At 72.8% G+C, this 13,493-nt stretch carries 9 protein-coding genes; 2 read left to right on the forward strand and 7 right to left on the reverse strand.

What is annotated here, in order from left to right; all coding sequences use genetic code 11:
- Positions 1 to 94 precede the first annotated feature (94 nt).
- The 7 genes from ACV530_RS21385 to ACV530_RS21415 form a co-directional block, all read right to left on the reverse strand.
- Positions 95 to 964, reverse strand: coding sequence for a S1 family serine peptidase (locus ACV530_RS21385; RefSeq protein WP_494334178.1), 870 nt, complete (start codon positions 962 to 964; stop codon positions 95 to 97).
- Between the two features lie 134 nt (positions 965 to 1,098).
- On the reverse strand, positions 1,099 to 2,655 hold the full coding sequence (locus ACV530_RS21390; protein ID WP_494334179.1) for an RNA polymerase sigma factor: 1,557 nt from the start codon (positions 2,653 to 2,655) through the stop codon (positions 1,099 to 1,101).
- Between the two features lie 370 nt (positions 2,656 to 3,025).
- Positions 3,026 to 3,907 (reverse strand): FadR/GntR family transcriptional regulator, encoded by an 882-nt coding sequence (locus ACV530_RS21395; RefSeq protein ID WP_494334180.1) that lies wholly within the window; start codon positions 3,905 to 3,907, stop codon positions 3,026 to 3,028.
- A 294-nt stretch (positions 3,908 to 4,201) separates the two neighbouring features.
- Positions 4,202 to 5,953 (reverse strand): ABC transporter ATP-binding protein, encoded by a 1,752-nt coding sequence (locus ACV530_RS21400; RefSeq protein WP_494334181.1) that lies wholly within the window; start codon positions 5,951 to 5,953, stop codon positions 4,202 to 4,204.
- A 159-nt stretch (positions 5,954 to 6,112) separates the two neighbouring features.
- Complete coding sequence (locus ACV530_RS21405; protein WP_494334182.1) at positions 6,113 to 6,868, reverse strand: NUDIX hydrolase; 756 nt, start codon at positions 6,866 to 6,868, stop codon at positions 6,113 to 6,115.
- A 98-nt stretch (positions 6,869 to 6,966) separates the two neighbouring features.
- The gene (locus tag ACV530_RS21410; protein ID WP_494334214.1) at positions 6,967 to 8,961 is read right to left on the reverse strand and encodes a glycogen debranching N-terminal domain-containing protein; all 1,995 of its coding nucleotides are present in this window, start codon (positions 8,959 to 8,961) and stop codon (positions 6,967 to 6,969) included.
- A gap of 150 nt (positions 8,962 to 9,111) precedes the next feature.
- Entirely contained in the window at positions 9,112 to 10,365 is a 1,254-nt protein-coding gene (locus ACV530_RS21415) for a DUF4192 domain-containing protein (protein ID WP_494334183.1), read from the reverse strand.
- A gap of 140 nt (positions 10,366 to 10,505) precedes the next feature.
- Between ACV530_RS21415 and ACV530_RS21420 the strand changes: the two genes are divergently transcribed.
- Complete coding sequence (locus ACV530_RS21420) at positions 10,506 to 12,668, forward strand: RecQ family ATP-dependent DNA helicase (protein ID WP_494334184.1); 2,163 nt, start codon at positions 10,506 to 10,508, stop codon at positions 12,666 to 12,668.
- A 218-nt stretch (positions 12,669 to 12,886) separates the two neighbouring features.
- Entirely contained in the window at positions 12,887 to 13,465 is a 579-nt protein-coding gene (locus ACV530_RS21425) for a hypothetical protein (protein ID WP_494334185.1), read from the forward strand.
- The last annotated feature ends 28 nt before the right edge of the window (positions 13,466 to 13,493 follow it).

Below are 13,493 nucleotides of genomic sequence, written 5' to 3' on the forward strand. Positions count from 1 at the left end.
ATCGCATCCGACGACGAGCGAGGTCCCGCCATCCAGGGCTGGACAGCCGCGGGCGGCATCCCTCAGGGGGGAGGCCGCCCGCTCTCGTGTGCTCTCACTTGTGCTGCCCCGCGGCCGGCGGACCGGCCTGGGCGACAGGAGGCCTCGCGGCTCCGGCCCGGTGCGCCATGACCATGGGCGCCACGGCCGAGATCCGCGTATAGACCCCCGGATGCCCCGGCATCGCACACCCGCTCCCCCACGACACGAGCCCGACCAGCCGCCCGCGCGCCACCAGCGGCCCGCCGCTGTCCCCCTGGCAGGCGTCCCTCTTGCCCTGCGGCCATCCCGCGCAGAGCATCGAGGCGCGGCTGTACACGCCTTCCGGGCCTCCTGGGTACGCCTGCTCGCACAGTTCGTCCCCCAGCACCAGCACCGGAGCGCCGTGCAGGGTGTGGGCGTACGCCCCCATGCCGGTCAGGTCGCCCCAGCCGTAGACGGCGGCTGACGTCCCGGGTTCATAGGTCGCATCGCCCTGTTGCGCCATGGGAAGGACGTACCCCTCCACCAGAGGCTGCGCCAGAGTGAGGACGGCCACATCGCCGGAGTTGGTCGTGGTGTTGAAAGCGGGGTTGACCCATGCGCCCTGCAAGGGAACTTCCACCCCGCCGGCAGCACGCAGATCATCGCGCCCCACGATGACCCTGAGGTCCTTGGTCTCGGCCACGTCGGCACCGAGCACATCGCGGCCCAGACAGTGGGCGGCGGTGAGCACGGTCGTCGGCCCCACCACGACCCCGCCGCAGAACTGCCCTCCCCTGGAGCTCCCGAACCGCGCACGGCTCGCCAGAGCCACCGCCCAGGGCGCGTCGATGACCTTCACGACCTGTCCTCCGACCACCACCCGGTCCTGGGCCGAAGCCGGGACCGAGAACACCAGCACCAGCGCGAGCAGGCCGGCCAGTCGGTATCTCAGGGCACACATAACCACCTCCTGACGGATCGGAGTTCCTTACTCACTCAGCGTCAGACGAGATGGCGATCACCGCATCCGGAAGCACCGGGGCCCGGCCTCTCCAGAGGGAGAGACCGGGCCCTGAGGGAGCATCGCTTCCGGGATCAGTCCAGGTAGTCGCGCAGCACCTGGGAGCGCGACGGGTGACGCAGCTTGGACATCGTCTTCGACTCGATCTGCCGGATGCGCTCACGCGTCACCCCGTAGACCTTGCCGATCTCGTCGAGGGTCTTCGGCTGGCCGTCGGTGAGACCGAACCGCATGGAGACCACGCCGGCCTCACGCTCGCTGAGCGTGTCCAGGACGGAGTGCAGCTGCTCCTGAAGGAGCGTGAAGCTGACCGCGTCGGCCGGAACGACCGCCTCGGAGTCCTCGATGAGGTCACCGAACTCACTGTCGCCGTCCTCGCCCAGCGGCGTGTGGAGGGAGATCGGCTCGCGCCCGTACTTCTGGACCTCGATGACCTTCTCGGGGGTCATGTCGAGCTCCTTGGCCAGCTCCTCCGGGGTGGGCTCACGGCCCAGGTCCTGGAGCATCTGGCGCTGGACACGCGCGAGCTTGTTGATGACCTCCACCATGTGCACCGGGATGCGGATGGTGCGCGCCTGGTCCGCCATGGCGCGGGTGATCGCCTGGCGGATCCACCACGTCGCGTAGGTGGAGAACTTGTAGCCCTTGGTGTAGTCGAACTTCTCCACCGCGCGGATCAGACCGAGGTTGCCCTCCTGGATCAGGTCCAGGAAGAGCATGCCGCGACCGGTGTAGCGCTTGGCCAGGGAGACCACCAGACGGAGGTTGGCCTCCAGGAGGTGGTTCTTGGCGCGCCGGCCGTCCTCGGCGATGATCTCCAGCTCGCGCTTGAGCTTGGGCGCGAGCTTGTCGGCGTTGGCCAGCTTGTCCTCGGCGAACAGACCGGCCTCGATGCGCTTGGCGAGCTCGACCTCCTGCTCGGCGTTGAGCAGGGGGACCTTGCCGATCTGCTTGAGGTAGTCCTTGACCGGGTCGGCGGTGGCGCCGGCCACCGCGACCTGCTGCGCGGGGGCGTCGTCCTCGTCGTCGTCGGAGAGGATGAAGCCCTTGTTCTCGCCGGACTCCTCCTCTTCGTCGCCCTTGCCCGGGGTGGGGGTCTCGTCGACAAGATCCTCTTCGAGGAGCTCGTCGGCATCCTTCTTGGCGGCAGCCTTCTTGGTCGTCGCCTTCTTGGCAGGAGCCTTCTTGGCCACCGCCTTCTTGGCGGCCGTCTTCTTGGCCGCGGCCTTCTTGGCGGGCGTCATGGTCTCGTCATCCGCGTCGTCCCCGTACGCGCCGACCGGGGCGGAGGCGGACGCCGTGGAGGCGGCCGACCGGGACGTGACCGTCTTCGACGAGACGGCCTTGGTGGCGGTGCGCTTCGCCGGACTCTTCGCTGCGACGCTCTTGCGGGTGCGCTTGGGCGCCTCTGCGGCACTGACCATCAGCGTCACACCCTCCTCGTCGAGGACCTGGTTGAGGCTGCGCAGAACGTTCTTCCACTGGGTTGGCGGAATCTGGTCAGCCTCGAAGGCCCGACGCACGTCGTCGCCGGCGATCTGCCCCTCGGCCTTTCCCTGCTCGATGAGCGCCATCAGAGACTCGGATTCGGCGATCTCCGGCGGGAGCGTACGGGATGTGCTGGCCGACACGAACAACCTCTCGGAACGATGGAAATGGCTTCCGGCTCCGTCCGCGGCGGACCGGAGCCGACGACCGTCGGCAGGGATAAAACCGACGGCGCGGGCGGTGGTGCGGTGTGCAAACACAGCGCCTCGAATGAGGCTTGTATTCCCTCCGCGGCCACCACCTCTTTAGTCATCGCGCTGTTTCAAGGAGCGTTACGCCCAATCCTCGTGGCCCGAGTCACACCACATACTGGAGTGAAAGGCCATTCAACCGGACAGACCACCACACCGAGCCGCGCGAGACCGCCCGCCGGGCTCGCGCCTACGGTCGTACGCGCGAGCCGGACGAGCAACCCCGCGCGTACCGTTCCGTCCGTCCGATCCGGCCCTCGCGTCAGTGCTCGCGCGGCGCGGGAACCACCCGCTCGACCTCTGGGTGGGACACGAGAAGTTGACGCATCGCGGCCTCCGCCGCCGCGCCGTCCCCCGCACCCACGGCGTCGACGATCCGCAGGTGGTGACCGACGCCCGCATCAGTGGGGCGGTCGCAGCCGCCGGCCGGGGCGCCGGAGACGTGGAGGGCCGCGGAGACGATGCCCGAGAGGTGCTCCAGCATGCGGTTGCCCGCGACCTGGAGCAGCAGGGTGTGGAACTCGGCGTCCGCCCGGGAGAAGGTGAGCGAATCACCCTGGGCCAGCGCGTGGCCCATGATCTCCGCCATGTCCGCGAGCCGCTGCTGGACCTCTTCGCGGCCGTGGCCCGCGGCCAGCCGGGCGGCCAGCGGCTCGATGATCCAGCGCAGTTCGCACAGCTCGCGCCGCTGGTCCTCGCGCTGCGGGCCGAAGGCCCGCCACTCGATGATGTCCGGGTCGAGGAGGTTCCAGTCGCTGACGGGACGGACGCGGGTGCCGACGTTCGGGCGGGCGCTGACGAGGCCTTTGGCCTCGAGCACGCGCAGGGACTCGCGGACGACGGTGCGGGAGACTTCGAAGCGCTGCCCGATCTCTTCGGGGACGAGCGGGCGGTCGGCGCCCAGATCGCCGGAGACGATCATCTGCCCCAGCTGCTGGACGAGCTGGCCGTGCAGCCCTCGGCCGCGGCTTCCGGCGGCGCGGCGGCCACGGCCCAGCTCCGCGTCGCTCTCCCAGGCCGGCGGAGAGCCGCGGTCCGCCCCGGGGGCTTCCGCGTAGGAGTAACGGTCTAGCTCGCCCGGGCCCGTGAGGCCTGAGTCGGCGGGGCGAGCCGCGGTCATCATGGTGTGCGCAAGGGTACTCACGCTTCCTTTGTCGGCGACGGGTGGAAGCGCCTTGAGGTCTTTGGTGAAAAGCACACGAAAGGGTGATCGCCCATTACCTCACAATTGACGCCCAAACGGACACAAAAGGGCACGCTCCGAGGTGGCATGAGTACGGAGAGCTACCAACTCACCACGGGCGCTGCGCCCTTGACCTCCCCTCGGGCCCATATCCACGGATCTTGACGAGCATCCGTCCGACTCCGCACGGATCGATGGTCACCCTGCGTTGGCGCCCTCCGGCCGGGAGGCACGACGGCCGCATTAGCACAGCGCTCAGCGTGGCCGGCCACGGAACACCGTGAGGACGTAGGCGCCGAGGAGCCCTGTGAGCGACAACACCAGGGCCCAGCCGACGGGTTGGGACATCATCCGCAGGCCGGCCGCGACGCCCTGGTCCAGCCCGGACGGCCACTGCACCAGGCCGGTGGAGCGCAGCCGCTCCGGCAGTCCGGTCAAGGACCGCACCGCGGGCCGGGCGAGGATGCCGCTCACGACGGGCGCCCCGAACGCCGGCACAGCCAGCACCGCGAACAGGCCCAGGACGGTCGAGCGGAAGAGCCCCGCACCGAGCAGACCGGCCCAGGCACAGCCGCCGGAGAGGGCGACCCAGCCCGTGAGCGTGAGCCCCCAGCCGGCCGGAGGCGCGACGACGGATCCGCCGAAGAGCAGCCACGCCACGGCCGCGTCGAGCACCACGGAGGACAGCACGAAGAACAGGGCCGCGCAGGCCGCGACGACGAGCTTGGCCCCGAGCAGGCCGAGGCGGCGCGGGACGGTACCCCCGTCCGGGACCAGCGCGGGGTAGCGGAACTCGTGACCGAAGGCGAACGCCCCGAACAGCCCGGCGCCCAGGGCGGCCGGCGGCAGCGGCAGCACCGTGGGCCAGCCCGCGAGCACCGCGGGCACCGGCGCTCCGGTGCGCGCGAGCAGCACGGCGGCGAGCAGCGAGGCCACGAGGGTCGCGGCCAGGACGACCCAGGCGGTGCGCACACCGGCGGCCCGGCGCAGCTCGTAACGCAGCGGCCACGCGGGACCCGGCCCGGGGAGGGGCCTCTGGGTCTGGGCGCGCGGCGCCTGCGGTGTGCCGGGGTCGTCAGCCTCACGGCGGCCGTCGGCGCGTTGCAAGGGCGGTACGGGGCCGGAGTCCCCGGTCTCCTCGGCCAGGCGGTGTACGAGGATGCCGTGCCGGTAGGCGGTCTCACCCACGACGGCGCAGCTGCTGCCGTAGACGGACAGCCGGGTGCCGTCCTCGCGCACCACTTCGACGGGGGATCCGGCCGACGACGGGCCGTCCGCACCGGAGTCCTCGGAGAGGAGATGGGCGAGGCGGCTCGCGTGCGGCGTCTGGACGACGACACGGGGCCGCAGGCGCGAGCGGGCGAAGTCCGCGGCCTCCTGGTCGGCGACGAGACGGCCCTGGTCGATGGTCACGACCTGGTCCGCGATGCGTGCGGCCTCGCCGGGAGAGCGTGAGGTGACGAGGACGGCGCCGCCGTGGGCCGCGTAGCCGCGCAGCATCCCGTGGAGCCAGGCGGTCTCGCGGGGCGAGAGATCATGGCCGGGGTCGTCCAGCACGAGCGTGTGCGGGTCGCCGAGGAGAGCCGCCGCGAGGCCGAGGCGGCGGTCCATGCCGCGGGAGAAGTCGCCGAGCCGCTGGTCGGCGAGGCCGCTGAGTCCGACGACCTCGAGCACCTCGTCCGCGCGCTCCGCGGGGACCCCGGCGGCCGCGGCGAGCATCCGCAGGTGGCTGCGGGCGGTGCGGGCGGGGTGTCCGGGGACGTCGCCGAGGAGCATGCCGATCTCCCGGGTGGGATGGGGGACCCGGTCGAGCGGGCGCCCGCGGAAGAGCGCGACGCCCCGGCCGGGGGCGAGGCGCAGCATGAGACGCAGGGCGCTGGTCTTGCCCGCTCCGGGCTCTCCGAGCAGGACGGTGACGCGTCCGGGCCGGGCTTCGAAGGTGAGGTCTTCGACGGCGAGGGGCTGGTTGCGACGGGGAGCGCTGGTCAGTCCGATGGCCTGGATCATGGCTTCTCTCGCGGGACGTGAGACGGCCCTGCGCGTGGGCGTCGGCGGGCGTACGGGGACGGCGGACGTACCGCAGCACCGTAAACCGATATGTCCTATTTGCCATGTATTGCGGGCCCCTGGAGGGCGTGTCACGCCCTGTGCCGGAGCAGAGCCCGCCTACGCCTCGGGGCGCAGCATCGGCGGGTTGAGCAGCGTGGCCCCGCCCGCCCGGAAGAGCTGCGCGGGACGGCCGCCCTGACGGGTCGTGGTCCCCCCGGTGGGGACCAGGAAGCCCGGGGTGCCGGTGACCTTCCGGTGGAAGTTCCGCGGGTCCAGGGCGACGCCCCACACCGCCTCGTACACCCGCCGCAGCTCGCCGACGGTGAACTCCTGGGGGCAGAAGGCCGTGGCGAGCGAGGAGTACTCGATCTTCGAGCGGGCCCGTTCGACGCCGTCGGCCAGGATGCGGGCGTGGTCGAAGGCGAGCGGGGCGGCCTGTTCGCCCTCGTGGGAGGTCCCGCGGCCCAGCAGGTCGTCCACCGGGGCCCAGCGGACGCTGTGCGCGTCACCGCCGGCGCGCGGGGCCGGGAGGTCCGGGGCGAGGGCGAGATGCGCGACGCTCACCACCCGCCCGCGGGGATCGCGCTTCGGATCCCCGTATGTGGCGAGCTGTTCGAGGTGAGCGGCGTTGGCGAGCACCGGGCAGGCCGGTTCGTGGGCGTGCAGCCCGGTCTCCTCGGCGAGCTCCCGGGCCGCGGCGGTCGCCAGGTCCTCGTCCGCACGCACGAACCCGCCCGGCAGCGCCCACCGCCCCTGGAAGGGCGACTCACCGCGGCGGACCGCCAGCGCGCACAGCGCGTGGCGGCGCACGGTGAGCACGACCAGGTCGACGGTGACGGCAAAAGGCGGGAAAGCCGACGGGTCGTAGGGCATGTCGCGATCATAGTCGTCTGCCTGACGATAATCAGGCGCTTGACCACCGCCGATCCCGGCGGCGGATGATCTGCCGGACAGTCTGGCACGCATCCCGCTCACACCCCCAGTTGCAAACCGTCGGCCGCTTCCTCGACCATGCCCAGCCCGAGCCTGCTGATCCTCACGGCGAACGGCCGCTCGGCCACGCGCAGCCCCGTGAGCCGCAGGGCGCCCAGGGGCGCGGAACGCAGCGGGCGGACGCTCACGCTCCCCGCCGGCACGTCGGGCCTGACGCCGACGAGCGTGGTCAGCAGCTGGACCGCACCCGCCGCCGCGACGGCGGCCGGCCGACAGGCGGCGGGGTGCGACAGCGGGGCACTGCCGATGCTGCGCTGTTCGCCCGCGTACATCTCCGGCAGCCGATGGCCGAACGCCTCGGCGGCGTCGAGCGTCCCGCGCAGGAGCGCGGCGGCCTCCTTCTCGTAGCCCGCCGCGGCCAGCCCTGCCACGGCCACGGCCGTCTCGTGCACCCGCACGGCTCCGCTGCGGTGGCCGAACGGATTGTGCCCCGGCTCCTTCGACCCGAGGCTGCGCAGACCCCACCCGGAGTCGAAGGCGGGACCGCCGAGCAGGCGGGCCAGCTGCTCGGTCTGCACCTTGTCGAGCAGGCCCTGGGCATACGTCCCGGTACCGAGCAGGCCGGTGTCGAGCAGGTGCGCGGCGGTGCTGCCCAGGTGCGGTATCCGGCGGCCCTGAGGGGTCCGGGCGGTCAGGGGGCGTCCGCCCGTGCGGTCCTCGGCCCAGAACTCCTCGCGGAAGCGACGGCGGAGAACGGCCGCCCACTCCCGCCACTCCCCCGCTCCGGGGCGGCCGAACGCCTCCAGGAGGTCCGCGCCGAGCAGGGCCGCGCGGTGGGCGTGTGCCTGGACCTCACAGCGGTACGGGCCGCCCGGCGCCGGATCCGCGAGGAACACGCCATCACCTGCCGCCGAGCGCAGCCACCGCAGACAGCGCTCGGCAGCGGGCAGCAACGACTCCACCTCCTGCGGGGGGAGGCCCCATCGCCGGGCTTCGGCGAGGACTACGGGGAACAGCAGCGTCGCCTCGATGCCCGTACACCCGGGCGGCAGGTGCGCACCCGCGTGCCGGAGCGCCCCCGGGATGCGTCCGGTGTCCGGGCCCGGCCCCGGGAGCTGCGTACGGGCGAGGGCGCGCAGCGTCCCGGCGGCCAGCCGGACTCCCAGCGGCAGTGTCATACGGGCCGCCCACAGGGCCTCCGCCGGAGCGAGGGAGCCGCAGCGCCAGGGAACCCCTGCGGCCAGGTGGACCGTCGCGTGGCCCTGGTCGCGCACGAGCAGGGCTTGGAGGTCGTCCAGGCTGGCCTCCAGCAGCGCGGCTGCTCGGGGGTCGTCGCCGTCCGCCTGGGCGTCGCCCCACGGTGCGCCCGCTCCGCCGCGGGATGCGGCGCTCTTCGGCACGCTGGGCCTGCCGGGGAGTTCGGGCCGGACGCGGAGCTCCGTGCTCCAGCTCCCGCCGGGCGGCAGGGCTATCTCCCAGCACAGGAGCCCGGCGGAGGCCAGCATGTCGCCGGGCGGCGGGTCGGCCGTGACCACGCTGTGCATGCCGGGCGCCGCCCAGCGCAGGCCGGAGGCATGCACGTCGGCGGGGATCTCGGGGCCGCCCCGGCCCGCCGCCACCGCGCCGAGCTCAGCAAGGTCGGTGCCCAGCGACACCTCCACCCCCAGCCGCAGTTCCCGGACGGCCGAGCTGCGCACGGTGATCCGCTCGATGCCCTCGGCGTCCCGCAGCCGCTCGACGACGACGGCGGGGTCCGGCCCTTCGTCCGCAGTGCGCACCGTGCCCACGAAGCGTGCGCGGTCGGCCCGGAGCAGGCGGCCCTGCACGGGAACCGGCTCGGCGCCGGCGACGCGCACGCGGCACCGCGCCAGCAGCCGCCTCCCGCTCCGGTAGAAGCCGTCGAGCCCCTGCCCGGTGAGCTGCCCGTGCTCACCGGAGATCGCGAGCGCCGGGAGCGCGACGCAGATCAGCGCGGTGTGCACGGGCTCCGGCCCCGGGGGCCGCGCGGCGGCGGTGCGCTGCTGCGCGGGCACCCGGAGAGCGGAATGGGCATGGGGGACGGTGTCATGCACGTGTTTGCACTCCCTGCGGGCGCCAGGACCGGGACGGGGGACGGCTGAGGGGACCACTCAGGTGAACGCCGCCGGGCCCGCGGAGGTCACGGTGGCCCTTACGGCATGCCGTCACCGCTTGTCACGCACCGCGCGCCGCCCGGCGTGCCGCCGTGCCCGTGGTTTGCCCGCGGGCCCGTGCGGGCCGCCGGGCCGGGGCGCTCCCGGACCTCCACGGCCGCTTCGATCCCGGCGCAGGCGGCTCCGGAGCCGTTCCGGGTCCAGTCCCTCGTTGCACGCGTGGTGCAGGAGCTGCGCGAACAGGTACTCGGGATCGGCGCTCAGCGCGCGGCCGAGGGCGACCCGGGCCTCCGCGTGGTCACCGATCGACCAGGAGACCCAGCCGGCCAGGGCCAGGGGCGCAGCCGCGTGTTCCGTGTACGGAGGGATACAGCGCCGGGCGATCGCGCGCCAGAGGCGCTGGATCGCCGTCGCGTCCGGGCCTTCCATCCATTCCGCGGCGTGATCCCGGGTCACGCGGTCCTGCAGCCCGAGGACGATCGCGGCAGCTTCGTCGGCGGAGACGAGACTGTCGTCGCGCGCATCGGCCTCCTGCCTGTCGGGGGCGGGCGGAGCCTCACGGAGCCGTCGCAGCACCAGTTGTGCCAGGTCCAGCGTTTCCCGGCGCACGGCCTCGACGTCCTCTCCGAGCATGCGCGGGACGAGCTCGGCAGCCGCGGAGTCGAGAGCCCGCCGCTGCTCGTCGGCCGGGGTGCCGGTGAGCGGGGCCAGCCGGGCTTCCATCTGCCGCAGGGAGCCCGCGACCTGGATGCCGGCGTAGGCGGCTGCCGCGGCCATCACCGAGGTGCCGGGCAGGGCCAGGGGCACGCCTTCGGGTGGACAGCAGCGGGTGTCGGAGCAGCAGTACGACCAGAAGCGGCCGTCGGAGATGCACAGCGCCTCGAAGACGGGCACGTCGAGCCCGCCGCAGGCGAGACGGAGGCTCTGGGCGAGCGGGCGCAGCCGCTCCATCACGGCATGGGCGGTCTCCCCTTCCGCGGGGTCCTGGCACAGGAACAGGACGACGCCGTCGGGCCTGGCGCCGCGCCTGCTGCAGCCTGCGACCAGCATCTCGGCGAGCTGCTCGCAGATGTCGGGCCATCCCTCCCGGGCGGGAGGGATGCCGACCCTGAGGCGGCCGCCGAAGCGGCCTCGTGCCCCGTGCAGCGCCATCATGACGATGCTGTCGTCGGGATGGAAACCCAGCAAGTAGGGCAGCGCGTCGGCCAGTTCGGCCGGGCTGCGGAGCGTGACGTTCCCTTCCGCCGGAGGGTCCCAGGCGGCGGGCGGGACGGACGGGCGCGCTGATTCCTCGTGGTTCGTCATGGCCCGAGGGTCCCGTGAGTTCGCCCGTATTCGCCAGGCCTGTGGATAACTCTCGCGTATTGTCCTACTAATCCTGTGGACAGCGCCCTGTGTCCGGGCCGGGTTCGCGCGTTGTCAGTGGCCTCGTGTTGCATGGAGGCATGAGCAACGAAGCCCTCCGCTCCTCGGCCGACGCCGTCCTGGCCCGTCTCGTCGGAGACACCACTGGTACGGCCCGGCTGCGCGAGGACCAGTGGCGCGCCATCGAAGCCCTGGTCGCCGACCGCCGCCGGGCCCTGGTCGTGCAGCGCACCGGCTGGGGCAAGTCCGCCGTGTACTTCGTCGCGACCGCGCTCCTGCGCGAGCGCGGCAGCGGGCCGACGGTGATCGTCTCCCCGCTCCTGGCGCTGATGCGCAACCAGGTCGACGCGGCGGCCCGGGCCGGCATCCACGCGCGCACGATCAACTCCGCCAACACCGAGGAGTGGGACACCGTCCAGGACGAGGTCGCCGCCGGTCAGGTGGACGTCCTGCTCGTGTCGCCGGAGCGGCTCAACTCACCTGATTTCCGGGACAATGTGCTGCCCAAGCTGGCTGCCACCACGGGCCTGCTGGTCGTCGACGAGGCGCACTGCATCTCCGACTGGGGCCACGACTTCCGGCCCGACTACCGGCGGCTGCGCACCATGCTGGCCGACCTGCCCCCGGGCGTTCCCGTGCTGGCGACGACCGCCACCGCCAACGCCCGGGTCACCGCCGACGTCGCCGAGCAACTGGGCACGGGCGAGGGGGCGGAGCAGGCGCTCGTGCTGCGCGGGCCGCTCGACCGGGAGAGCCTGAGCCTGGGCGTCCTCCGGCTCCCGGACGCCGCCCACCGGCTGGCCTGGCTCGCCGACCACCTCGAGGAGCTGCCCGGCTCCGGCATCATCTACACCCTGACCGTCGCCGCCGCCGAGGAAGTGACCGCGTTCCTGCGCGGCCGCGGTCACACCGTCGCCTCGTACACCGGGAAGACCGAGAACGCCGAGCGGCAGCAGGCGGAGGAGGATCTGCTGGCGAACAGGGTGAAGGCTCTCGTGGCCACCTCCGCTCTCGGCATGGGCTTCGACAAGCCGGACCTGGGCTTCGTCGTCCACCTGGGCTCGCCCTCCTCGCCGATCGCCTACTACCAGCAGGTCGGCCGGGCCGGCCGCGGCGTGCGCCACGCGGAGGTCCTGCTGCTGCCGGGCCGTGAGGACGAGGCGATCTGGACGTACTTCGCCTCGCTGGCCTTCCCGCCGGAGGAGCAGGTCCGCCGCACGCTGGACGTCCTGGCCTCCGCCGACCGTCCCCTCTCCCTGCCCGCGCTGGAACCGCAGGTGGAACTGCGCCGCTCCCGGCTGGAGATCATGCTCAAGGTCCTCGACGTCGACGGCGCGGTCCACCGCGTGCGCGGTGGCTGGACGGCGACCGGGCAGCCCTGGTCCTACGACGCGCAGCGGTACGCCTGGGTCGCCCGGCAGCGCGAGACGGAACAGCAGGCGATGCGGGAGTACGCCTCGACGACCGAGTGCCGCATGGAGTTCCTGCGACGGCAGTTGGACGACGAACAGGCGGCGCCCTGCGGTCGGTGCGACAACTGCGCGGGGGCACGGTTCACCGCCGCGGTGTCCGAGGCGACTCTCGCCGCGTCCCGGGGCGAACTGGGCCGTCCGGGAGTGGATCTCGAGCCGCGCCGGATGTGGCCGACGGGCATGCCCGCGGTCGGAGTCGCGCTCAAGGGCCGCATTCCCGCGGAGGAACAGGCCTCTCCCGGCCGCGCGCTCGGACGGCTCTCGGACATCGGCTGGGGCAACCGGCTGCGTCCGCTTCTCGCCCTCAACGCACCGGACGGCCCCGTTCCGGACGATGTCGCCGACGCCGTGGTGACCGTTCTCGCCGACTGGGCGCGGGGCCACGGGGGTTGGGCGTCCGGAGCCCCGGACGCGCCCGCACGGCCGGTGGGAGTCGTCACCATCTCCTCCCGCACACGGCCCCAGTTGATCCGCTCTCTCGGTGAACGCATCGCGGTCGTAGGGCGTATGCCGCTGCTCGGCACGGTCGCCTGCACCGCGGAAGCGGACGTCCGCATACCGCGCACCAACAGCGCTCAGCGCCTGAAAGCGCTGGACGGAGCGCTGACCGTGCCCCCGCAGCTCGCGGAAGCGGTGTCGGCGGCGAACGGCCCGGTGCTGCTCGTCGACGACCTGGCCGACACCGGCTGGACCCTCGCCGTCGCCGCCAGGCTGCTGCGGCGTGCCGGAGCGACGGAGGTGTTCCCTCTCGTCCTGGCCACACAGGCGTGAACGCGGCGGCTCACGCCGTCGACACGACGGTTGCATCCGCCGGAACGCCTGAAGCCGGTTACTGGCGTCAATTGATCGTTGCCGGAGGGTAGTCGGGGCCACGACAATTGAACCGGCCCCCGTTCACGTCCGCTCACGGCTCGTCGGGGCCGCCGTCGCGGCATGCCCGGTGCCTGACGTTCCGCCCGGGCCGTGGGCACGCAGACGAAGGGAGAATCATGGCCTCCGGCTTGGCTCCACCTCCGTCCGCCGGCTCCGGTTCCCGACTCGGCCGGCTGCTGGAACCGGCCGAATGGGCAGCGGCCGGGATTCCGCTGCTGCGCAACCCCCGCGAGGTCGTCACCGGACTGCACGTCCGTCATCTGCCCACACCGTCCACGGCCGTCGTCGCCGTCCTCGATCCGGACGAACGGCTGGCGGCCAGCGCCTCGTTCACGCACGACGGCAGAACGGTCGACGGCTGGGCACACCGCAACGCGCTCCTCGCCCAGCTGCGCCGCGTGATACCGCACGATCTGCGGCGACGCGTTCCCGTCCGCACGGCAGTGCTCCTCTACTGCCGTACAGGCGAGGCCTATTGGACGGAAGAGGACGGCGCCTGGATGTGGGGACTGCGGGACGCCTGCCTTCTGCACGGACTGCGCTGCGGCGCGTACATCACGCTCACGGCAGCCGGCTGGCACATTCTCGGCGAAGGCCGGAGCGGGCGGCAGCCATGCTCACCCTTGCCCGCGAGCACGCCGCTGTACACCGGTGGTGCGGTGCCGGCGCCTTGTCACCGACCGGCAGCCGGATGACGCGGCGACGACTGCCCCGGCGGGCACG

This window comes from Streptomyces sp. SX-6 (assembly GCF_059089585.1).

Coding starts and splice junctions, on each gene's coding strand:
- ACV530_RS21385 (WP_494334178.1), bottom strand. CDS start 964: ATGTGTGCCCTGAGATACCGACTGGCCGGCCTGCTCGCGCTGGTGCTG.
- ACV530_RS21400 (WP_494334181.1), bottom strand. CDS start 5,953: ATGATCCAGGCCATCGGACTGACCAGCGCTCCCCGTCGCAACCAGCCC.
- ACV530_RS21405 (WP_494334182.1), bottom strand. CDS start 6,868: ATGCCCTACGACCCGTCGGCTTTCCCGCCTTTTGCCGTCACCGTCGAC.
- ACV530_RS21415 (WP_494334183.1), bottom strand. CDS start 10,365: ATGACGAACCACGAGGAATCAGCGCGCCCGTCCGTCCCGCCCGCCGCC.
- ACV530_RS21420 (WP_494334184.1), top strand. CDS start 10,506: ATGAGCAACGAAGCCCTCCGCTCCTCGGCCGACGCCGTCCTGGCCCGT.
- ACV530_RS21425 (WP_494334185.1), top strand. CDS start 12,887: ATGGCCTCCGGCTTGGCTCCACCTCCGTCCGCCGGCTCCGGTTCCCGA.